Source organism: Bacteroides salyersiae (assembly GCF_031172035.1).
In the GTDB taxonomy this organism is placed as follows: Bacteria; Bacteroidota; Bacteroidia; order Bacteroidales; family Bacteroidaceae; genus Bacteroides; species Bacteroides salyersiae.
Genome location: NZ_CP133452.1, coordinates 4085319 through 4106137, shown reverse-complemented (window position 1 = coordinate 4106137; position 20819 = coordinate 4085319). Strand labels below are relative to the sequence as shown.

Here is a 20819-nt window from a genome sequence, read left to right as displayed (position 1 = left end):
AAATATACAGACAAATAGCTGAAAAAAATATATCTTTGCACTGAATTAACACATTAAATATAAAAAATCTACATGAACAATTCCCCTAAAAGTGCTGCCAAAGGGTTCACAAGAGCTTTCTGGGTCAGCAACACAGTCGAACTGTTTGAACGCATGGCTTACTATGCCGTGTTTATCGTTCTCACGATCTATTTATCCAGTATTTTAGGATTCAATGATTTAGAAGCAAGTATGATATCCGGTCTTTTTTCCGGCGGGTTGTATTTGCTTCCTATTTTTTCGGGAGCTTATGCCGATAAGATAGGTTTCCGCCAGTCGATGATCATTGCCTTTTCGCTTCTTTCCATCGGATATTTAGGGTTAGGTACATTTCCTACTCTTCTTGAATCGGCCGGGCTGGTGACTTATGGCGAGGTGACACGTTTTTCCGGTTTGCCGGATAGTAATGCGCGATGGATGATTGTGCCTATTCTGACGATCTTAATGATCGGTGGTTCTTTTATTAAATCCATCATATCGGCTTCTGTTGCCAAAGAGACAACCGAAGCTACACGTGCACGCGGATATTCCATTTTCTATATGATGGTAAATATCGGCGCTTTCACCGGTAAGACTATTATCGACCCGCTAAGGAATCTGATTGGAGAGCAAGCATATATCTATATTAATTATTTTTCGGGTGCAATGACCATTTTGGCTCTTCTGGCGGTAATCCTTTTTTATAAATCGACACATACGGCGGGAGAAGGAAAAAGCATGCGTGAGATCGGGCAAGGTTTTTTGCGGATTATCACTAACTGGCGCCTGCTTATCTTGATCCTTATTATAACCGGATTCTGGATGGTGCAGCAGCAATTGTATGCTACAATGCCGAAGTATGTTATCCGTATGGCCGGTGAAACGGCAAAACCGGGTTGGATTGCCAATGTGAACCCTTTTGTCGTAGTCTGTTGTGTTGGATTTATCACCCGTTGGATGGCTAAACGTACGGCTATCACTTCTATGAATATCGGTATGTTCCTCATTCCGATTTCGGCATTATTGATGGCATTGGGCAATCTGCTTGGCAATGATGTCATTTCCGGTATGAGCAATATTACCTTGATGATGATAGCCGGTATTGTGATACAGGCATTGGCAGAGTGTTTTATCTCTCCGAGATACCTTGAGTACTTTTCGTTGCAGGCGCCTAAGGGGGAAGAGGGTATGTACTTGGGATTTAGTCATCTGCACTCTTTTCTCTCCTCTATTTTCGGTTTTGGGCTGGCAGGTGTGCTGTTGACTAAATATTGTCCGGATCCTGTTTTGTTTGAGTCTCGTGAAGCATGGGAGGCTGCCAGTGTGAATGCTCATTATATCTGGTATTATTTTGCAGGTATCGGATTGGTAGCTGCCATCGCACTTCTTATTTTCGCTAAAATCACCCAATCCATCGACAAAAAGAAGAAAGCATAAAGCTAATTATCTTCTTTTTTATGTATATTTGCCGTCACTTTGCCACAAAAGTTGACGGCAATTTGCATTTTAAAGAAGAGGATAAAACATGAAAGTAAGATTTATAAGCCTGGCAAGTGGCAGTAGCGGAAACTGTTACTATCTGGGTACTGATACATATGGAATATTAATTGATGCCGGTATTGGAATACGAACGATAAAGAAAACACTAAGGGATATCAATGTAGCGATGGAGTCGATACGTGCCGTATTTGTGACTCATGACCATGCCGATCATATCAAAGCCGTGGGGCATTTGGGTGAAAAGATGAATATTCCGGTTTATACAACGGCCCGTATTCATACCGGAATCAACAGGAGTTATTGTATGACTGAGAAGCTGCACTCTTCCGTGCGCTATCTGGAAAAGGAACAACCGATGGAACTGGAAGATTTTCACATAGAGTCTTTTGAGGTTCCGCATGACGGGACGGACAATGTGGGCTATTGCATTGAAATAGACGGGAAGGTGTTCTCTTTTTTGACTGACCTTGGAGAGATAACCCCTACTGCCGCCAAATACATCCGGAAAGCTAACTATCTGATTCTTGAAGCCAACTATGATGACGAGATGCTGAAAATGGGATCTTATCCCCAATATCTGAAAGAACGCATATCAAGTAATACGGGGCATATGAGCAATCTGGCAACAGCCGAGTTTCTTGCTGAGAATTTCACTGAACATTTACATTATATATGGCTTTGCCATCTCAGCAAAGACAATAACCATCCGGAATTGGCATATAAAACAGTGGAATGGAAATTAAAGAATAAAGGTATCATTGTAGGGAAGGATGTGCAACTGCTTGCGTTAAAGCGGAGTACGCCGTCCGAACTATATGAGTTCGAATAAAGCCTGCAAAAAGTGACTAAAAAGTTTCTCTTTTGTTTGGCTAAATAAAATAAAAAATCTACCTTTGCAACCGCAAAAGAAAAGATAAGCACTCTTAGCTCAGTTGGTAGAGCAACTGACTCTTAATCAGTGGGTCCAGGGTTCGAATCCCTGAGGGTGTACAGGTAATTTAATAAGTTTAAAGAATCCGTTGTATTTCAAATAAATACAACGGTTTTTTTGTATCCCCCCCTTGTACTTCTTGTGCCGGACAGAAGAACATAAGGGACAAAATGGGGGCCCTTGAAATTTGGTAAAAGGCAATTCCAATCGTAAATTGTAAATCGTCTAATCGTAAATAGATTCGTTTAGTGCACCACTTTCAAGCCTACCACTCCTATCAGAATCAGCAGAACGAACAGCAATCTGAATATATTAGCCGAATCATGAAAGAAAAAGATACCGATAAGAACGGTTCCTACTGCTCCAATACCCGTCCAGATGACGTATGCCGTACCGATTGGAATTGTTTTTTGTGCGAGGTAGAGAAGAAATCCGCTTGTTCCCATAGAAATGATGGAAACAGTGATGAACAGATAGAAATATTTCTCATAAGTACTTGCCAGTTTAAATCCCAGAGGCCATCCTATCTCCAATATTCCAGCCCCGATTAATAACAACCATGCCATAATCCGTTTATTTAAAATTTTCGGTAAAGGTAGATGCTTCGTCAGAAAAAGCAGTTGATAATTATCAATTAAGTGTTTTAGTGAATAAAATCGGTTATATTTGTCGAAGAAACAAAGTCAAGTTATGGGCACTACACCACTTTTTCGTTCTTTAGAACATGTTCCCTTGCAAGGTGTCATGGCTAAGTTGAAGTTGATCTGGAATGAGATTTCTTATCCCAAGGGATATGTTCTGATCAATAGGGATAAAATAGAGCGCGATGTATATCTGATAAAGCAAGGAATTGCCAGGGCTTATATTGAAGTGGACGGTAAAGATGTCAGCATTTGGTTTGGGATGGAAAATGACATTATAATTTCTGCGCAAGGATATGTGAATGGAGAGAAAGGCTATGAGACGATAGAACTTTTAGAGGATGCCGTTTTGTATAAAATGGATCTTGGGCAATTACAGCAATTGTACCGGCAGGATATCGAAGTATGTAATTGGGCGCGACAGTTGATTGAAAAAGAATTTGTAGGAACCGAACATCGCCTGATTTCTAACCTTTCTATGTCTGCAACCGAACGCTATTTGCAACTTCTGAAAGAAAAACCGGAGATTTTACAGCGTGTGCAGTTGCGTCATATCGCATCTTATCTTGGTATTTCATCGGAGCACTTGAGCAGGATACGTGCCAATACGAAAAACAGAATGGTATAAAAAGAGGCTTATCAACTGTAAGGATTATCGAGGAAGTAGGAAATGTATTCGGTATTATATCAGTTTTTATCAATAATAGGAGTACTTCCGCCAAAAGTAATAGGAACGCAGGGCGGCCAAGAGCTTATTTTTGCATCGTTCCAGACAAATAGAAAACGGAATCTGATACGAATATGAAAACCTTGCATCTGTTATTTTCATCTCTGTTGTTTATTTTCAGCCCTTGTGTGATCTGTGCATGGCAAACAAGGGATTCTCTTGTTCTTACGCAATCCGAAACTTTACGTTATGCGACGTTGGTGAATGATTACTTTATGCGTACATATCCCGATGTAGGTGCCAAATCCTATGTGGGCAACAAAGAACGTACCAGTAAGATATGGACTCGTGGTGTCTATTATGAGGGGTTGATGTCTCTCTATCGCCAACATCAGGATGAGCGTTGGCTCAAATATACTGAAGATTGGGGGAACCATCACGGATGGAAAGCATCGGAAAAGAAGCAAGAACGGCATGCTGATTTCCAATGTTGCGGACAGGCGTATCTGGATATGTATATGCTCAATCCGGCGCAGACTGTGAGGAAAACCCATATTAAAAAACTTATCGATGATATGCTTGCCACGAATGTGGTTGATGACTGGTATTGGGTGGATGCCGTACAGATGGCTATGCCTATTTTTGCCCAACTGGGGACAATTGAAAAAGATGAACGGTATTTCCGGCGCATGTACGAAATGTATATGTTTACCCGTAACCAGCATGGCGGCAGTAAAAAGAGTGGCGGACTTCCGCTTTTTAATACTGAAGACGGGCTTTGGTATCGCGATTATAACTATGACCCTCCGTACATGGATTTAAAAGAGGCAGATAAGCCGTGCTATTGGTCGCGAGGAAATGGTTGGGTATATATGGCTCTTGCGCGTGTGCTGTATTATTCTCCCGATACGGTAGTACACCGTCAGCAGTATATGGATGATTTCGTTCTGATGTCCGATGCTCTGCTGGCTTGTCAGCGTGAGGATGGTTTTTGGGGAGTTAGTCTGGTTGCTCCCTTGAATACGGGCGATACGCGGTCCCCCGGACCGGAAACTTCGGGTACTGCCTTGTTTGTGGCGGGCATGGCTTATGGTATCCATGCCGGAATATTGGACCGGGAGAGATATCTGCCGTGTGTGATTCGTGGTTGGAATGCGATGTGTAAAGTAGCCGTTCATGACGATGGCTTTTTAGGTTATGTGCAGGGTGCGGGAGCGAAACCGGAAGACGGGCAACCGGTGTTGTTTGACCGTGCGGCCGATTTTGAGGATTTTGGCATCGGTTGTTATCTGCTGGCTGCCGCAGAGGTTTATCAATTGGGAGATGTGGACTTAAGGGAGCCAATAACGGGGATGGATATATTGCCTGAGAAATCTGATAATCTGGACTTTTCCTGGACTCTTTCGGGAGATAAACTCAAGATTGGGGTCTTATTGGATACTCCGGTCCCGGTAACAGTACGGCTGTATGATATAAGTGGTAATTTGGTGAAGGCTCTATCGGTACAAAAGACAAAGACGGGAAAGAATGAATTTATTATCTCTCTTTTTAAAGAATCAATTTGCTATATCTGTACGGTTAAAACGGCTTTTGCAATCAAGAGTAAGAAAATTGTGATTGTCAGGTAAAAAATCAGGGGGGGGATTATTGCATATTGCCTCCGGCTTCTCTCTTGGAAGCCGGAGAGTTTGTAACATATTGCGGAATGTAGGATACTGTATCGTATCTTAATCTGTTTTTTATCAGATCGTTTAAGGAAGATATATACTAATGAGAATTACTTTTTCCTTGCCAATCGCCATATTACATTTGTATTCTTGGATAAAATGAGTGAATCAGCATCGATCTTAGTGATGCTCAGAGTATCTGTTCCCATTATTGTTTGTTTGTTACCGATACTTTCGTATTGTAAAGTCAACGTTTTATTATCCAAGTTCCAATTTTTTATAAGTAAGGTTGCCATATTTACCGATTGGGCTGTCCCGTTTGGATTAAGAGTGAATCCTTGCATCTCTTGGGCATTTATCGGATTGGGTTCGAGCCAGGTTCCCTGAATATAATAATAAGGCGAATGGGCAGTAACTGTCAGTTCCGCAGCCTTCAAAACCTGAACCCCGTCTATGTTTTCAGTACTACAAGTTACTTTTACTGAATCATTTAGCAGAACTCCGGGAACTTTTTGGGGATTGGTGTCCATTGTGCTGATATTTATCGTATCTCCTTGATTGGAAATGACTGTTATATTATTCATACTTGCATCATATACGATTCCGTTGATGGTTTGAGTGGTTGGAACTTGCTTGCACGAAGTGATAATTGATAGTAAAAGTGCTGCGGAAGCAGACAGGTAAATTAATTTTTTCATGTTTAGTTGGTTTTAAAGATTTATTGAATGAACGAAAGTAATATTTATATTTTTAATTTTACCTTAAAACTATTTTTCTTATACGGATCGGTTAATTTATACTTAAAACGGTAATTTCTTTGCATTTCGGTATACTTCTTAATTTACATATTGGATAGGGAAGTTTTGATTCAAATCGATGATGGTTTTAAAGCATAAAAAAAGGAATAACCGAAGTCATTCCTTTTGTACACCCTCAGGGATTCGAACCCTGGACCCACTGATTAAGAGTCAGTTGCTCTACCAACTGAGCTAAGAGTGCCTGCTTTTTATTTCGGGTGCAAAGGTAAGGTTTTATTTTAAAATAGCAAATACTGTGGACGTAATTTTTAAAATAATGTTCTTTATGCTTTGCCGGAACTAAAAAAGGAATTACATTTGCAGCGATAAATTTAGTATTCACCCTTTAAAAACAATTGGAAAGGGTATTCATTATGTTGGAGAAATAACACATCAAAATCGGGACTAAGATGGCTCATCGGGAGGAAGAGCCTTAGCAATTTTATTATCTTGAATGATCCTATCCCCTCTCGTGATACTGCTGTCGGGGGTAAGATTGATTAGTCCTATCATCATTAATTATTTTATTTTAATCACTTCAGTGCAGTGAAAGAGGATTGTCGTATCTGACAAGAAGGTTGATTACTTCTGCTCTTTTATGCATTGACAACGAGTATGTAGCCGCCTGTTTATTGCGGGAGATTGAATTTGGTCTCTTGTACAGGTCGGGTGTACTATGGAAAAAAGAATATGGGAATGCGTTTAAAAGATTTGAGTAAATTAGGATATACCGATAATGTGGCGCGTAGTTTGGCTGTTGCTGTTGTAAGCAAATATTGCAAGCACGAAAGTAAAGAAGAGATTCTGGCGCAGTTGGCGGATGTACTTGATAATCCTGAGAACTATAAGAATAGTGATGTGTGGGGAAAATTGGCAGAACGCTTCTCTCCTACCATTACAGAAAGAAATTTTCAAGTTTATGAATTGAAAGAGCTGCCGTTGGGCTATAAGATTTACGGCAATAAATTTATAGAAACCACTGCCAAGCAACAGATGGAATTGGCAATGCGTTTGCCGGTAACATTGACGGGTGCGTTGATGCCCGATGCACATGCCGGTTATGGATTGCCTATCGGCGGTGTGTTGGCTGTGGATAATGCAGTAATACCTTATGCTGTCGGAATGGATATTGGCTGCCGGATGAGTCTGACGGTTTTCGATGCGAAACCGGATTTTCTCAGGCGGTATGCACATCAGGCTAAGATAGCGTTGAAAGAATACACACATTTCGGTATGGATGGAGGGTTGGAATTCATACAGGAACACGAAGTATTGGATCGGGAAGAGTTTCGTCTGACCCCTCTACTGCAAAAGTTGCATGGTAAAGCTGTGCGCCAACTGGGAACATCGGGGCAGGGAAATCATTTTGTTAACTTCGGTGAACTGGAGTTGCAGGAAAAGAACGCATTGCAGTTGCCTGCCGGAAATTATGTCGCTTTATTATCTCATTCCGGTTCACGTGGTTTGGGAGCCGCGATTGCACAGCATTATAGTTTTCTGGCCCGCGAATCCTGTAAACTTCCTCGCGAAGCACAGCATTTTGCTTGGCTTGATCTCCGTTCGGAAGAGGGACAAGCGTATTGGATGAGTATGAACCTTGCAGGAGATTATGCACAGGCTTGCCATGAAAGGATTCACATCAATCTTGCAAAGGCATTGGGGCTGACTCCGCTTTCGAATGTGAGTAACCATCATAATTTCGCTTGGAGAGAAGAAATTACTCCCGGACAATTTGCAATTGTTCATCGAAAGGGGGCAACACCTGCAGGTAAAGGCCAACCGGGACTGATTCCCGGTAGTATGGCTACGCCCGGCTATCTGGTTTGTGGCAAAGGAGTCTCCGAATCTCTTTGTTCCGCTTCGCATGGTGCAGGGCGGGCCATGTCCCGGCAGCAGGCTCAAAACACTTTCACGCAATCTGCTTTAAAAAAATACTTGACACAAGCAGGCGTTACTCTTATCGGTGGCAGCGTGGAAGAGATGCCTTTAGCGTATAAAGATATCGAGAGGGTAATGCGGGCTCAAAGTGATCTGGTAGAGATACAAGGGCGCTTCCTTCCTCGTATCGTAAGGATGAATAAGGAATAAGTTTATTTTGAATTCAGCCCGATTGGCTTTTGAAGGATCAAAAAGAATGTTTAATTAATTGAAAAGTATAATGTTATCAGAAAAATATGGCCGCACTTATCATTTCCCATTTTCACCGGGAACTACCAGTGACGACCGCATCAACTCTAATTATTGGGAAGATATCCGGAAGATTGGAACCCTGGTACACACCGAAAAGCTCGATGGTGAGAATAATTGTCTGAACAGTGCCGGGGTATTTGCCCGCTCACATGCCGCTCCTACCACTTCACCGTGGACACGGCAGCTTCGTGAACGTTGGGAACTGATGAAATATGATCTGGGAAATCTGGAACTGTTCGGTGAGAACCTTTATGCCGTGCATTCCATCGAATATAAGCGGTTGGAATCTTATTTCTATGTTTTTGCCGTGCGTTGCCTTGACAAATGGCTGTCATGGGAAGAGGTGAAATTCTATGCAGCAGCATTCGATCTTCCGACTGTACCCGAATTGCAGTTTCAGACAGTCGAAGAACTTTCTCAAGAGCAGCTCCGGCAACAGGTGCTTGCACTTGCCCGGCAACCGGGAGTCTTTGGAACAAAAGATCCTCTTACGGGGGAAGATTGCACCCGCGAAGGGATAGTCACCCGAAATATAGGTGAATATCCGGTGGGTGAATTTGCCCATAATGTATTTAAGTATGTCCGTAAGGGACATGTGAAGACAGATGAGCATTGGACACGCCACTGGAAGCGTGCCCGGCTTTTCTGGGAATTTAATGATAATAAAGAATAAGGAAAATGATCTGGAAATTTACAGATAATAAAAGCCGTGATTCGATCGAACAGCAATTTGATTGGGCACGGAATATGAATGAGGTGCCGCAGGATAAGTTATATCACGCCGAAGGAAACGTGGCCGTTCATACTTGGAAAGTGATAGAAGAATTACAGCAGTTGCCGGCCTATTCCGACCTTGGCGGGCAGGACAAAGAGATATTGTGGACGGCTGCTTTGTTGCATGATGTGGAAAAGCGGTCGGCCACAGTGGTCGAAAGCGATGGCCGTATTACTGCAAGAGGACATGCACGTAAGGGGGAATATACGGTCCGTACTTTGTTGTATAGGGATCTCCCGACACCTTTTGCGATTCGTGAAAAAATAGCTTCGCTTGTCAGGTTTCACGGGCTTCCTCTTTGGTTGATGGAAAAGACCGATCCTGTGCGCAAGATTGCCGAAGTTGCTTTCAGGCTGGATACTTCGCAGCTCCGGATGCTTGCCGAAGCGGATATAAGAGGACGTATCTGTCAAGATAGGGAGGAATTGTTGGAGTCATTGGATCTTTTTGAACTCTTTTGCCGTGAGCAGGGATGTTGGAAGAAAAGCAGGGAGTTTACTACCGACCATGCCCGTTTCCGTTATTTCCATACGGCAGAAAGCTATATCGACTACATCCCATATGAGAAGTTTAAATGCGACGTTATCCTGTTGTCCGGCCTGCCCGGAATGGGAAAAGACCATTATATCGAAACGTCTGGAACGAATTTACCTGTTATCAGTCTGGATGACATCCGACGGAAGAATAAGCTGAGTCCTACGGATAAATCGGCCAACGGATGGGTGGTGCAGGAAGCGAAGAAACAGGCTCGCGCCTATCTGCGAAAAGGTCAGGGATTTATTTGGAATGCAACGAATATCACCGTCATGATGCGTTTCCAGCTCATTAATCTCTTTGCAGAATATGGTGCCCGGATTAAGGTGGTATATATCGAGAAGCCTTATTCGGTCTGGAGAAAACAGAACCGGGAGAGAGAATATCCGTTACCGGAAGCTGCCTTGGATATGATGCTTGGCAAACTTGAAATTCCTTTACTGACAGAGGCACACGAGATAGAATATGTGGTAGAGGACGAACAGACGGAATAAAGGATAAAATAATCATGCCCGTCTGTTTGGATATCAAGTGGAAAAAACGTACTTTTGCCACTGTAATCATAAAGTAGATTCAGATTAAATTGCACTAAAAGGAGGAAGCGGACAACTTTCTCCTTTTCTTATTTAGGAGCATTCATAAGGCCTTCTGAGCACGGTGCTTATGTCGCTTAACAACGGTTCATAGCGAACTTTCCCCGGCTATGTAATGTATTTATCCCGGTATCTTATGTTCCGTTTCATTATTTGATATTTCCGTTTACATACTTTGTTATCTTGCTGCCGAAGAAATCTGCCGAAACAGCTTCTTTACGGTTAATAATGCATAAAACTGCTCTTGACAAAAATATGCTCCGAAAATGTTACTTATAAAAACATTTCTTTTCATTCTGATGTTAATATACTATCAGATTAATATAATAATGTCATGATGAATAAAATAGATATTCCCGACAGAGGGAAAAAGAAGAGAGTAGTCATTGTAGGCGGTGGTTTTGGAGGTTTGAAGCTGGCACGTAAGTTGAAGAATGACCAATTCCAAGTTGTATTGCTGGACAAAAACAATTATCATCTCTTTCAGCCTCTTCTTTATCAGGTTGCCACAGCCGGTATTGAGCCGAGTGCCATTTCTTTTCCATTTCGCAAAATCTTTAAAAAGCGTAAATATTTTCACATCCGTATTTGTGAAGCCCGTCGGGTTATTCCGGAACAGAAGCTCTTGGAGACTTCCATCGGTGCAATTGATTATGATTATCTGGTGATTGCTACCGGGTGTTATACAAATTATTTCGGTAACAACAAGATGGCTGAGAAAACTATGTCGCTTAAAACAACGGCCGAAGCGTTGTACAATCGTAATCAAGTGTTGGAGAGTTTTGAAAAAGCACAGAATACCACCGATCCGAAAGAACGGGAGAAGCTGATGACATTCATTATCGTGGGTGGTGGTGCTACCGGTATCGAACTTTCGGGGGCATTGGCGGAAATGAGAAAATTCATTCTTCCGCAGGATTATCCCGACTTGGATATGAAGAAGATGCGGATTGTGCTTATCGATGCCGGCTCTCGCCTGCTTTCTGCCTTTTCGGAGAAATCTTCCGAAGAGGTACGGGATTATTTACAAAAGAAAGGTGTCGAGGTAAAAGTCAATTCCAAAGTAGTGGATTACGAAAATGATTTGCTGACATTGGGAGACGGTACGGTATTGCCTTCGGCAAATATCTACTGGGTGGCAGGTGTAAAAGCCAATAGTCTGGAAGGACTGCCCGTAGATGCTTACGGACCGGGAAATCGTTTGAAGGTAGATGCTTTCAACAAAGTATCCGGAAGCGATCATATATTTGCTATTGGCGATACGGCCTTGATGATTTCCGAGGATTATCCGCGTGGGCATCCTCAAGTGGTACAGCCGGCCATTCAGCAGGCAAGGTTGTTAGTACGCAATCTGAATAATATAGAAAAAGGGCTTCCTCTAAAACCGTTTGTCTATCATAATAAAGGATCGATGGCTACCGTAGGCCGCAACAATGCTATTGTCGAGTTAAAGAATATCCGTTTCGGGGGATTCCTTGCTTGGGCGGTCTGGCTTTTTATCCATCTGATGAGTATTGTCGGGGTTAAGAATAAACTTTTCATCTTTACCGATTGGATGTGGAGCTATTTCACTTACGATCCGTCTTTAAGGCTGATAATAAAGCCGGTAAAGAAAGAAAAAGAGGATGAAAACGAATAAAATACTTTGTATCTTTATTTTTGTGTCATATTATTCCACTGAATTTGAAACAATGTGAGACCGGCTGTTGTTTATATATATAAATTACAAACTAATAAATGAAACTTTATGATTTATAAATTCTTATTTCCTTCCAATCCCAATAGTACGGGAGCTTCCCTGTTTTTATTGATATTACGTGTCTTTTTCGGTCTGCTTTTAATGAATCATGGTATACAGAAATGGAGTAATTTTCAGGAATTATCCGCTGCTTTTCCCGATCCGTTGGGAGTAGGAAGTCCTTTGTCTCTGGGGCTGGCCATTTTTGGAGAACTGGTATGTTCTATGGCCTTTATCGTGGGGTTGCTCTATCGTTTGGCGATGCTGCCGATGATTTTTACAATGGGGATGGCTTTCTTTGTTATTCACGGTAACGATGCTTTTGCCACAAAAGAGTTGGCACTTATCTATCTGGTGGTATTTATACTGATGTATATTTCCGGTCCCGGTAAGTTCTCCGTTGATTATTTATTAGGAAAAGAACTGGGCAAACGAAGGAAAAGCTAAGCCTGCTTTAATTTTGCTCCAAATAAACTCATAAATGCTTTCTATAGGAAAATTTAAATAGCCTCTAAAGTAGAAAAACAACAGTCTTTTGCTTCTATTAATTAAAAAGTATATATTTGCATTCTATTAAGGGAGGTTTATGGCTTACATAAATCTTACACGTTTTACAAAATACCAACTAAAAAAACAAAATTATGAAGAAAAACAGATTTACACTGGTTGCTGCTTTTGCTCTTAGCGGTACCATTTTGTTTAGTTCATGTGTAGGTTCATTTGGTTTGTTCAACCGCGTTTCTTCTTGGAACCAGTCAGTTGGAAATAAGTTCGTTAATGAACTTGTATTCCTGGCAATGAATATCATACCGGTGTATGGTGTTGCTTATCTGGCGGATGCGTTAGTGATTAACTCTATTGAATTCTGGAGCGGTTCTAATCCGATGGCCAATGTGGGAGATGTTAAGAAAGTAAAAGGAGAAAACGGTAATTATCTGGTAGAAACTCTTGAGAACGGTTATTCAATCACAAAAGAAGGTGAAAAGGCTACTATGGACTTGATCTACAACAAGGAAGCGAATACTTGGAATGTAGTGGCTGACGGTGAAAGTACTGAAATCCTGAAGATGAACAACGATGGTACGGCTCAGATGTATTTGCCTAACGGTGAAACGATGACTGTTACTCTGGATGCTCAAGGTACCCTTGCTGCACGTCAGATGACAATGAACGGCCTGCTGTTTGCTGCTCGTTAATCTATGTCATAAAGAAACATCCAAAGATGAAACATCCTTTTATACAAGTATGTTTCATCTTTTTTATTTATTATGGATTATGAAAAAAATACGTCTCTTTTACCTTTCTGTTTTTATAAGTTTGACTGCTTGTCAAGATACCCCTCCACCCCATGAAGCTACCGTAAACGCTGTTTCATTCTGCGAAGCCGTCTATGATCTCGATTATATGGCTGCTAAAGATATGGCGACTGCCGCTTCCTTTCCGTATATCAGTTTTATTGCCACCAATACCACACAACAACACGTTGATAAAGTAAAGGCGAGAGGGCCGGTTGCAGTTAGTGTTGTCGATACACAGGTGAATGAAGAAAAAGGGGATGCCACTGTTGTCTGCTCCGTAAAAAACAGCTTGAGCATCAATTTCTTTAACGGTGCATCTGTTATTGTACCGGAAAAGCAGGATACTCTCCATTTGATAAAGGAAAGTGAACGGTGGCTGGTTAAAATGGATAACCCACTGCGAAATGGAATGCAAAGTCCCGACTGAATTTGGGATGAATGATGGGCCAATGGTCCTTTTGGGTTTCATACGCCGGATTGATTGCTTTCATACCTCCGTCGAAACGTAATACAAAGAAATCAAGATCCAGACGCAGGCCTATTCCGTAGGCTACGGCAATCTGCTTGTAGAACTCATTAAACTTAAAGACACCTCCGGGCTGGTTGGCATAGTCGCGAATGGTCCAGATATTACCGGCATCTACAAAGACTGCTCCTTGAAACTTCCAGAACAGTTTACTCCGGTATTCAATACTGGCATCCAGCTTGATATCTCCCGATTGATTCAGGAAGTTTCCATCTCCGGGAAATGAACCGGGGCCTAAATCGCGTACAGACCATCCGCGAACGCTGTTGGCACCTCCCGAGAAATATTGCTTCTCAAAAGGAATCGTTTTTGCATTGCCATACGGAACAGCTATACCGAATCCTGCATGAAATGCCAATGAATTACGATGGTCTATCCGGATATTCTTCGCAAAATCAAAATCTCCCTTTAGATATTGTGCATATGGAATGCCCAAAATGGCATATTCATTATCATCATTCTTCCGTATACCGGTTGCTTTCGAAAAAGCGTATAAAATATTTCCTGCCGATTCTATATTGGCACGGATAGAATATGAATTGGAGCTGATAGTATTGTTGACCAATGAATTTCCCGCGCTATTGAAATTATAACTATATCCCATACGGGCGATGAGACGATTCTTATAATTGTACTCAAAAATATGATTTTGTCCTTTGTTGATATAGTCTTCACGGAATTTATTCGAGATCCAAGGCAGGTAAAGATATCCGATGTCTATCAGGTCGATGCGGTGCTGTGCCCGTTGGCGTTGTGTCCATTTATAGCTCCATGAAGCAGATGCAACGGTGCGTGAGAATTCCGGACGCAACTGATAACTGTATTGTAAACCGAATTCAGTCGTTGCCTTTATCTTACGCTTGAAGTCAGAATTCAGAAAAGGAAATAAGAAACTGGGGAAATTAATACTGGTCTCTACTCCGTATTCCGTATAATTATTGTTACGATAATCTCCTTGCAGACCGGTGATGGCTTCGTATGCACCACGGAATTTCATCATGAATGTTTCCGAGCCATGAAACAGATTCCGGTGTTGGAAAGATACCGAAGCGGCTGCTCCCAAGTCACCCGCCGAGTTGGTGCCTTCCAGCTCAAAGGATATCGACTTGTGTTTGCTCTTGGTAAGCATCACATAGCAATTCAGCATTGTGCTGTCTCCCGCCATTGTTTCAAAAAAACGGATATTGGTATACTTGAGTGCCGGCAGGCGGCCGAAATTAGAATACGTACGTTGCACGTTACGTTCGTTAAATAAATCCCCGGAAAAGAATTGCAGATTGTCAGCCAGTATTTTAGGGCGTAAGTAAAGTTTGTCTTTATAATAGATCGGGTAATTATTATAATGTATCGAGTCATTGATCTCGATACTGCTCAATGCGGAAGATTGAAGTACATCATAATCCGTAATGAAGTTTATTTTATTGATGTGATATTGATTGTGTGGTTTCGGAGTGTCATCCGCATGTGTCGTGTAGGGTTGCAAATGCAAGGTAAGGTCTACAAGATAAGTATTACGTACCGTATCCGCCGTATATGAAATGTAATCTTTGTTGAACTTGTAATATCCGTTTCTCAGCAGGTTGTCTGTAATCCGTTGTCTTTCCGCATCCAATATATTCACATCAAACAACATGCCTTCCTTCAATAAAGTATTGGCAGAGTCTTTCCGCATGTATTCGCCGACCTTTGCATCTTGAATGTCGTAGTTGAGTGAACGGACAGTATACGGTTTTCCGGTGGTCACTTCATAGTAAAGCTTTAGTTTCTTTTTCTTTGTTTTGGTCACTCGCTTTACGGAAGCTCCCATATAGCCTAAATTCTGGACAGCTTTGGTTATCTCTTCTTCTGAACGCCTTGCTTCATTTTCATTATAAATAACAGGAGCATCGCCTATTTTCCGGAGAAATTTATTGTACCATTTACTCGAATCGCGACCGGAAAGATCATATACATACAACTGCATTTTGATCAGGCTGAACCATTTGGCATTGGGATTCTGCCTTACGTACATTCGCAGGCCGGAGGGTTTTACTTCTTTGTTATCAGTGGATATCTTTACTTCGTCCAGCAGATAGGAACCTTCCGGTACAAATTTTGTAGCGGAACACGAAGCCAGCAGCACCAAGATAGCAAAAGACAGTAACGTGTAAAGATATCCTCTCCTCATAGGGTTTTATATAGTTGCCTCAAATAGTCTACAAATATAAACGAATTTTTCTGTATGGGGAAATAATAAATGCTAATTCGCCCTTGCGGAGTTGTTTACAACCTCACAAGGGCGAACTATTGGTAATTTCAATGTTTTATCTCTGTCTGCCGCTTATTTCAGGCGGAACATGATGGGTACGGTATACTTCACACGTACTGTCTTGCCGTCCTGCATTCCCGGTTTCCATTTCGGCATTGTGTTGATTACACGTATGGCTTCCTGGTCCAATAAAGGATTGACTGCACGGACTACTTTGGCATCTTCGATGCTGCCGTCTGTATTAACAACGAATTGTACGACAACACGTCCTTGCATACCTGCATTTTCTGCTTCTTTCGGGTATTCGATGTTTTTTGCCAGATAGCTCATCAATGCCTTAACTCCTCCTGGAAACTCCGGCATTACTTCTACCATATCCAAAACTTCATCTTGAGTGTCGATTGTATCCGATTTCACTTCTGTCGGTACAAATTTCACATCCACTTTTTCTTCTTCCTTCGTTGCTTCCTCGGCAGTATTCGTACAGTTACTGAATAAAACTAATAAAGCGGCTACGGGGATAAACATCAGGTACTTGCTTTTCATGATGTTACGGGTTCTTTTTCTGTTTAACATTTTAATTCGGTTCTTTAAGGGTAATACACTAAAGTTATTATATAAATTTGCTGCAGCCAGTTGAGTATGTTCCAGTCCCAAAAGATGATATTGATAAGTCTTCTTGTCATATCCGTTTGCTATCACCTTTCTGTCTGCCAGATATTCGTGATTGATGCGCATTTCGCTTCGGATAAGCCAGGCGAACGGATTGATCCAGCAAATGATAATGGCAATCTGTGCCAATAAGATATCTGCCGAGTGGAGTTCACGCACATGTGTCTGTTCATGTACCAATATTTCTTTTATCTCTTTCACATTGTGCCTGTCCGGATGGATGTAAATCCATTTGAAGAAAGAATAAGGTTCTTGTTTTGCATCCGCCAGACATACGCGAATACCGTCTATTTCCGTTTTCTTACTGCGATGAAGTGTGATGCTGGTTTTCCAGATTTCCATCAATGTGCGTGTCAATAAGAATATTACTCCCGTTAGGTAAATACCCGCAAGAAGCATCATAGTCCACGAATAGACGGTAGGTTCGGTTGTTACATTGCTGAAGACCGTTATTTCCGGCAATACCTTTTTATATAAAGTACTTACGACTTGTCCCGTGACACTGCCACTATCCGTTATTATCCAGTTGGAAAAATTGAGCAATGGATAAGTGAATGCGGTGATGTAAATCAATATCAGCATCAGCCTGCGTAAACCAAAAAATGTATCTTTACTAAACAGCAGTTTATAAAAGAGGTATAATACGGCTAATGCCACATTTACTTTGATAAAGTATAAAATGAAAAGTGTCATATTGCTGGCTTTATTTAGGATTCTTCATCTTCGATTATGTCAATAAGATCTTCCAGTTCTTTTTTACTGATTTTACGGTCCCGTACGAAGAATGAAACCATTTCCTTGTATGAACCTGTGAAGTAATTGCTGACCACTCCGCTCAGGAAGTATCTTTTGTAATCACTTTCTTTAATAACGGGGTGATACTGGATCGAATTACCGAGTTTGAAAGGAGACAGATATTCTTTCTTCTCCAGATTACGTACTACCGAAGCCACACTGGTATATGGTGGTTTAGGTGTGGGCATCTGATTTAATACATCTCTGATGAAACTGGGGCCTAACTTCCAAAAGTAAAGCATTATTTCTTCTTCCTGTTGTGTAAGTCTTTCCATTATTTTTGTATTTATTGTTGATAATCAATCTACTATTTTTAAACAAATCTACGAAATTTAAATAGATAGTATATATTTATCGTTATAAATATTGTTAATCATAAGAAAATAGTTATAGAAAAAGAAGTAAGAGTAAGAGGAATATTGCGAATATCTTTATAGCTTTGCCGTAAATAAGGAATGCATATGTTATCATTAAGCAAAAATAAGATCAAGTATATCCGTTCATTGGAACAGAAAAAGATTCGCAAGGAAGAGAAAGTTTTCTTGGCCGAGGGTCCTAAGCTGGTCGGTGATTTGTTAGGTTGCTTCTCTTGCCGTTTTTTGGCAGCTACCTCTTCCTGGCTGCGAGAGCATCCGTCGGTTGTGGCAAACGAGGTGGTAGAGGTCAGCCAGGACGATTTATCGCGTGCCAGCCTTTTGAAAACGCCGCAGCAAGTACTTGCCATATTTGAACAGCCCGAATACTCTATAGATAGAACTGTTTTTCAAAATTCCCTTTGTCTTGCTTTGGACGATGTTCAAGATCCGGGTAACTTAGGAACAATTATCCGTTTGGCCGATTGGTTTGGGATAGAGCATATATTCTGTTCGCCCAATACGGTGGATGTATACAATCCTAAGACCGTACAGGCTACTATGGGCGGGATAGCCCGTGTTAAAGTGTCTTATACTCCCCTGCCCGATCTGATTCGTTCACTTGCTGATCTTCCTGTTTATGGTACTTTTCTGGATGGAGAAAACATGTATGAACAGCAATTATCCCGTAACGGACTGATTGTAATGGGAAACGAGGGAAATGGAATCAGCAAAGAAATAGAAACATTGATTAACCGGAAATTGTACATTCCTAACTATCCGCAAGAGCGTGAAACCTCCGAGTCACTTAATGTAGCGATTGCTACGGCAATTGTCTGCGCTGAGTTCCGGCGACAGGCTGCATCGTTTGGAAATTGAAAGGGTATAGAAGATAGGCACGAAATTTTCCTTTTTCCGGAACTAATTCTATAACACCGGGCATCCACTCTACTGATTCTATTTCTTCTGTGAGGGGGAAGAAATTTACGACATATTCTTCTTTCACCTCTATTACGTGTTGTTTCAGAAATCCGGTATCCGGTACATATAAATAATGGGAAGCGAAACGTTTCATTGTTGTACTTGCTTCTGCAAGCGGCGACGTTGGTTCATTTGCCGATCCTGCTTTAATTCTAACTTTTCTGTCTGTATATGCTTCTTTTCTACTTTGAGCTGCTCCGGTTTTACCTCCTCCCGTTGCTGATTACTACGACGGCGGTTCATTTCCTCCGGACTAAGTCTCTGTGGATGTTGCAAATTTGTCTTTACTGCATCTGTGTTCTCTTCGGGAGCTTTTTCTTTTTCCTCTTTGGTGGTATCCGGTTTAGGAGTATCGCTGTTTTGCAATGAATCATTCAATGCTTTCAGGGTGTCGTTAGAGTGATAGCGCATCAATGTTATTTGATCGAGCACTAAAGTCTGAGGAGTTTTTTCTCTTGGGTAATATATGAACCCTTTCACCTCTTTGATAGCTCCTAAGGTATCCGATTGTAAACAGATACTTTGTATACCGGAATTTACTACTTTTTGAGTTCCACTGATAATACTGTCGTTTTCAAATAGGATTTGCATGGCCATCAAAGCGGCTAAAGTCGTATCCGGTCCATTTTCAAGGAACTGATAACGCACTTTCCATATCAATGTGTCACGTTCTTTGAAATTACTGTCCGAAGGCAATACAAAGGTCAGTTTGTCGTCTGTAGGCATCCCCGTCAGTCGTTTCATACGCTGCCATGCCCATACATCGATACTGTCTCCAGGAGCAGATGTCATCGGTTTTTTATCACGTATGGCAATCAACTGGTTTATTGCGTTTTGCTGTGTTTTCAGTCTTTTGCTTACTTTCTCATATACTTTAGCTAAAACTTCCATATTACGTGTATACCATACCATTGATGAATCGAAAACTGCTTTAGTCGTACCGTATTTATTGAATACGGCATCCGTATACAGCACTTTCTTGTAATTTTCATTATATGGCAAGTTGTCTCCCATTGCTTTGGCAATGTGATAATCATACAACAGATTTTCCATTGTTGATTCCGGAAGAACCTCACTGGGTCTTTTCACCTTACAACCTGTTGCAAATATTATCAGCAAGCATAGGATACACCATTGAAACCGGAAGTCTTTTTTCATTTTCTGTCTTCGTCTTTTTTTTCGTGTGAGTGGTAAGACTCGTTCAGATATTTGCTATAAAAAAGAAGCAGCGCAATGATACCACAACTGATGGCGGCATCGGCAAAGTTGAATATAGGGCTGAAGAATATGAAGTGCTCCCCACCTACAAACGGCATCCAAGTGGGCCAGGTGGTGTCGATTATCGGGAAATAGAACATGTCTACCACTTTACCATAAAACCAAGTGGAATATCCTCCTCCTTCGGGCATAAAGCCGGCAATTTGCGAATGGGTGCTTTCATTAAAGATTACCCCATAGAATACACTGTCGATAATGTTCCCTAATGCTCCGGTCAGAATTAATGAAACACAAATGATATAACCGGTTTTGAATCCCTTTTTTACTATTTTATAAAGATACCAGCCAATTAAAGCGACTGCAACAATACGGAAGGTGGTGAGGAATAGTTTCCCGAAAATTTCCATACCGAATGCCATGCCATTGTTTTCAGTGAAATAGATATAAAACCAATCGGTGATGCGGATGCTTTCGTGCCAATACATGTGGGTTTTAATCCAGATTTTGATAATCTGATCTATAATCAGCACTGAAAAGATGACGAGCAGGGCTATCTGTCCTTTCGTAAGTAGTTTTTTCATTTTTGTTGAGTACAAGTTATATAAGTAACGGGCTATAAGTCACAAGCTACAAGTACCCTATCGTTTTATTATATACGGCGACTTGTAGCTTGTAGC

The 20819-nt window shown here is 41.4% G+C and carries 20 protein-coding genes and 2 tRNA genes; 13 read left to right on the top strand and 9 right to left on the bottom strand.

Annotated features, from left to right (window positions below; translation table 11 throughout):
* Positions 1 to 72 precede the first annotated feature (72 nt).
* From RB604_RS15445 to RB604_RS15435, 3 genes are all read left to right on the top strand, one after another.
* Entirely contained in the window at positions 73 to 1455 is a 1383-nt protein-coding gene (locus RB604_RS15445) for a peptide MFS transporter (protein ID WP_055294477.1), read from the top strand.
* 88 nt (positions 1456 to 1543) lie between these two features.
* Positions 1544 to 2347, top strand: coding sequence for an MBL fold metallo-hydrolase (locus RB604_RS15440; RefSeq protein ID WP_005931850.1), 804 nt, complete (start codon positions 1544 to 1546; stop codon positions 2345 to 2347).
* 88 nt (positions 2348 to 2435) lie between these two features.
* Positions 2436 to 2508, top strand: a tRNA-Lys gene (locus RB604_RS15435).
* A gap of 186 nt (positions 2509 to 2694) precedes the next feature.
* On the opposite strand, the gene RB604_RS15430 is transcribed toward RB604_RS15435, so the two are convergent.
* Complete coding sequence (locus RB604_RS15430; RefSeq protein WP_007481005.1) at positions 2695 to 3015, bottom strand: DMT family transporter; 321 nt, start codon at positions 3013 to 3015, stop codon at positions 2695 to 2697.
* Between the two features lie 124 nt (positions 3016 to 3139).
* Between RB604_RS15430 and RB604_RS15425 the strand changes: the two genes are divergently transcribed.
* The gene (locus RB604_RS15425; protein WP_055294480.1) at positions 3140 to 3718 is read left to right on the top strand and encodes a Crp/Fnr family transcriptional regulator; all 579 of its coding nucleotides are present in this window, start codon (positions 3140 to 3142) and stop codon (positions 3716 to 3718) included.
* Positions 3719 to 3891: 173 nt separating this feature from the next.
* On the top strand, positions 3892 to 5385 hold the full coding sequence (locus RB604_RS15420; RefSeq protein WP_055294482.1) for a glycoside hydrolase family 88 protein: 1494 nt from the start codon (positions 3892 to 3894) through the stop codon (positions 5383 to 5385).
* Positions 5386 to 5534: 149 nt separating this feature from the next.
* Here the strand turns inward: RB604_RS15420 and RB604_RS15415 are convergent, their stop codons facing one another.
* Positions 5535 to 6122, bottom strand: coding sequence for a lipocalin-like domain-containing protein (locus RB604_RS15415; protein WP_005931861.1), 588 nt, complete (start codon positions 6120 to 6122; stop codon positions 5535 to 5537).
* 228 nt (positions 6123 to 6350) lie between these two features.
* A tRNA-Lys gene (locus RB604_RS15410) sits at positions 6351 to 6423 on the bottom strand.
* A gap of 488 nt (positions 6424 to 6911) precedes the next feature.
* On the opposite strand from RB604_RS15410, the gene RB604_RS15405 reads away from it, so the two are divergent.
* The 7 genes from RB604_RS15405 to RB604_RS15375 all read left to right on the top strand — a co-directional run bounded on the left by RB604_RS15405 (position 6912) and on the right by RB604_RS15375 (position 13776).
* Positions 6912 to 8309 carry an RtcB family protein gene (locus tag RB604_RS15405; RefSeq protein ID WP_055294484.1) on the top strand — a complete coding sequence of 466 codons (1398 nt, stop codon included), beginning with the start codon at positions 6912 to 6914 and terminating at the stop codon, positions 8307 to 8309.
* Positions 8310 to 8379: 70 nt separating this feature from the next.
* Positions 8380 to 9084: an RNA ligase family protein gene (locus RB604_RS15400; protein WP_005931870.1), complete on the top strand. Its 705-nt coding sequence runs from the start codon at positions 8380 to 8382 to the stop codon at positions 9082 to 9084.
* Positions 9085 to 9089: 5 nt separating this feature from the next.
* Positions 9090 to 10214, top strand: coding sequence for an AAA family ATPase (locus tag RB604_RS15395; RefSeq protein WP_007480995.1), 1125 nt, complete (start codon positions 9090 to 9092; stop codon positions 10212 to 10214).
* A 433-nt stretch (positions 10215 to 10647) separates the two neighbouring features.
* The gene (locus RB604_RS15390; protein ID WP_055294486.1) at positions 10648 to 11952 is read left to right on the top strand and encodes an NAD(P)/FAD-dependent oxidoreductase; all 1305 of its coding nucleotides are present in this window, start codon (positions 10648 to 10650) and stop codon (positions 11950 to 11952) included.
* Positions 11953 to 12060: 108 nt separating this feature from the next.
* Entirely contained in the window at positions 12061 to 12498 is a 438-nt protein-coding gene (locus tag RB604_RS15385) for a DoxX family protein (protein ID WP_007480991.1), read from the top strand.
* A 194-nt stretch (positions 12499 to 12692) separates the two neighbouring features.
* The gene (locus RB604_RS15380; RefSeq protein WP_005931878.1) at positions 12693 to 13247 is read left to right on the top strand and encodes a DUF3332 domain-containing protein; all 555 of its coding nucleotides are present in this window, start codon (positions 12693 to 12695) and stop codon (positions 13245 to 13247) included.
* Positions 13248 to 13326: 79 nt separating this feature from the next.
* Complete coding sequence (locus tag RB604_RS15375; protein WP_055294521.1) at positions 13327 to 13776, top strand: nuclear transport factor 2 family protein; 450 nt, start codon at positions 13327 to 13329, stop codon at positions 13774 to 13776.
* On the opposite strand, the gene tamL is transcribed toward RB604_RS15375, so the two are convergent.
* The 3 genes from tamL to RB604_RS15360 form a co-directional block, all read right to left on the bottom strand.
* Complete coding sequence (gene tamL / locus RB604_RS15370) at positions 13730 to 16042, bottom strand: translocation and assembly module lipoprotein TamL (RefSeq protein WP_005931882.1); 2313 nt, start codon at positions 16040 to 16042, stop codon at positions 13730 to 13732. The genes RB604_RS15375 and tamL overlap by 47 nt on opposite strands.
* Positions 16043 to 16195: 153 nt before the next feature.
* Complete coding sequence (locus tag RB604_RS15365; RefSeq protein ID WP_055294489.1) at positions 16196 to 17488, bottom strand: M56 family metallopeptidase; 1293 nt, start codon at positions 17486 to 17488, stop codon at positions 16196 to 16198.
* A gap of 14 nt (positions 17489 to 17502) precedes the next feature.
* Positions 17503 to 17865, bottom strand: coding sequence for a BlaI/MecI/CopY family transcriptional regulator (locus RB604_RS15360; RefSeq protein ID WP_309005998.1), 363 nt, complete (start codon positions 17863 to 17865; stop codon positions 17503 to 17505).
* Between the two features lie 186 nt (positions 17866 to 18051).
* On the opposite strand from RB604_RS15360, the gene RB604_RS15355 reads away from it, so the two are divergent.
* Positions 18052 to 18822, top strand: coding sequence for a TrmH family RNA methyltransferase (locus tag RB604_RS15355; protein WP_055294491.1), 771 nt, complete (start codon positions 18052 to 18054; stop codon positions 18820 to 18822).
* Here RB604_RS15355 and RB604_RS15350 read toward each other — a convergent pair.
* From RB604_RS15350 to RB604_RS15340, 3 genes are read right to left on the bottom strand one after another with little or no spacing between them, the layout of a single operon-like run.
* Positions 18767 to 19018 carry a hypothetical protein gene (locus RB604_RS15350; RefSeq protein WP_082430606.1) on the bottom strand — a complete coding sequence of 84 codons (252 nt, stop codon included), beginning with the start codon at positions 19016 to 19018 and terminating at the stop codon, positions 18767 to 18769. The two genes, RB604_RS15355 and RB604_RS15350, sit on opposite strands and share 56 nt — an antisense overlap.
* On the bottom strand, positions 19015 to 20082 hold the full coding sequence (locus RB604_RS15345) for a DUF4296 domain-containing protein (RefSeq protein WP_007480980.1): 1068 nt from the start codon (positions 20080 to 20082) through the stop codon (positions 19015 to 19017). The genes RB604_RS15350 and RB604_RS15345 overlap by 4 nt, the downstream gene beginning before the upstream one ends.
* Entirely contained in the window at positions 20079 to 20723 is a 645-nt protein-coding gene (locus RB604_RS15340; protein WP_055294493.1) for a lipoprotein signal peptidase, read from the bottom strand. Before RB604_RS15340 ends, RB604_RS15345 begins: the two co-directional genes overlap by 4 nt.
* Positions 20724 to 20819: the final 96 nt, after the last annotated feature.

Excerpts from the sequence above, each read along its gene's own strand:
- RB604_RS15350 (WP_082430606.1), bottom strand. The coding sequence starts at position 19,018 with ATGAAACGTTTCGCTTCCCATTATTTATATGTACCGGATACCGGATTT.
- RB604_RS15340 (WP_055294493.1), bottom strand. The coding sequence starts at position 20,723 with ATGAAAAAACTACTTACGAAAGGACAGATAGCCCTGCTCGTCATCTTT.
- RB604_RS15375 (WP_055294521.1), top strand. The coding sequence starts at position 13,327 with ATGAAAAAAATACGTCTCTTTTACCTTTCTGTTTTTATAAGTTTGACT.
- RB604_RS15425 (WP_055294480.1), top strand. The coding sequence starts at position 3,140 with ATGGGCACTACACCACTTTTTCGTTCTTTAGAACATGTTCCCTTGCAA.
- RB604_RS15420 (WP_055294482.1), top strand. The coding sequence starts at position 3,892 with ATGAAAACCTTGCATCTGTTATTTTCATCTCTGTTGTTTATTTTCAGC.
- RB604_RS15400 (WP_005931870.1), top strand. The coding sequence starts at position 8,380 with ATGTTATCAGAAAAATATGGCCGCACTTATCATTTCCCATTTTCACCG.
- RB604_RS15360 (WP_309005998.1), bottom strand. The coding sequence starts at position 17,865 with ATGGAAAGACTTACACAACAGGAAGAAGAAATAATGCTTTACTTTTGG.
- RB604_RS15390 (WP_055294486.1), top strand. The coding sequence starts at position 10,648 with ATGATGAATAAAATAGATATTCCCGACAGAGGGAAAAAGAAGAGAGTA.
- RB604_RS15405 (WP_055294484.1), top strand. The coding sequence starts at position 6,912 with ATGGGAATGCGTTTAAAAGATTTGAGTAAATTAGGATATACCGATAAT.
- RB604_RS15415 (WP_005931861.1), bottom strand. The coding sequence starts at position 6,122 with ATGAAAAAATTAATTTACCTGTCTGCTTCCGCAGCACTTTTACTATCA.
- RB604_RS15395 (WP_007480995.1), top strand. The coding sequence starts at position 9,090 with ATGATCTGGAAATTTACAGATAATAAAAGCCGTGATTCGATCGAACAG.
- RB604_RS15440 (WP_005931850.1), top strand. The coding sequence starts at position 1,544 with ATGAAAGTAAGATTTATAAGCCTGGCAAGTGGCAGTAGCGGAAACTGT.
- RB604_RS15445 (WP_055294477.1), top strand. The coding sequence starts at position 73 with ATGAACAATTCCCCTAAAAGTGCTGCCAAAGGGTTCACAAGAGCTTTC.
- RB604_RS15380 (WP_005931878.1), top strand. The coding sequence starts at position 12,693 with ATGAAGAAAAACAGATTTACACTGGTTGCTGCTTTTGCTCTTAGCGGT.
- RB604_RS15385 (WP_007480991.1), top strand. The coding sequence starts at position 12,061 with ATGATTTATAAATTCTTATTTCCTTCCAATCCCAATAGTACGGGAGCT.
- tamL (WP_005931882.1), bottom strand. The coding sequence starts at position 16,042 with ATGAGGAGAGGATATCTTTACACGTTACTGTCTTTTGCTATCTTGGTG.
- RB604_RS15345 (WP_007480980.1), bottom strand. The coding sequence starts at position 20,082 with ATGAAAAAAGACTTCCGGTTTCAATGGTGTATCCTATGCTTGCTGATA.
- RB604_RS15355 (WP_055294491.1), top strand. The coding sequence starts at position 18,052 with ATGTTATCATTAAGCAAAAATAAGATCAAGTATATCCGTTCATTGGAA.
- RB604_RS15365 (WP_055294489.1), bottom strand. The coding sequence starts at position 17,488 with ATGACACTTTTCATTTTATACTTTATCAAAGTAAATGTGGCATTAGCC.
- RB604_RS15430 (WP_007481005.1), bottom strand. The coding sequence starts at position 3,015 with ATGGCATGGTTGTTATTAATCGGGGCTGGAATATTGGAGATAGGATGG.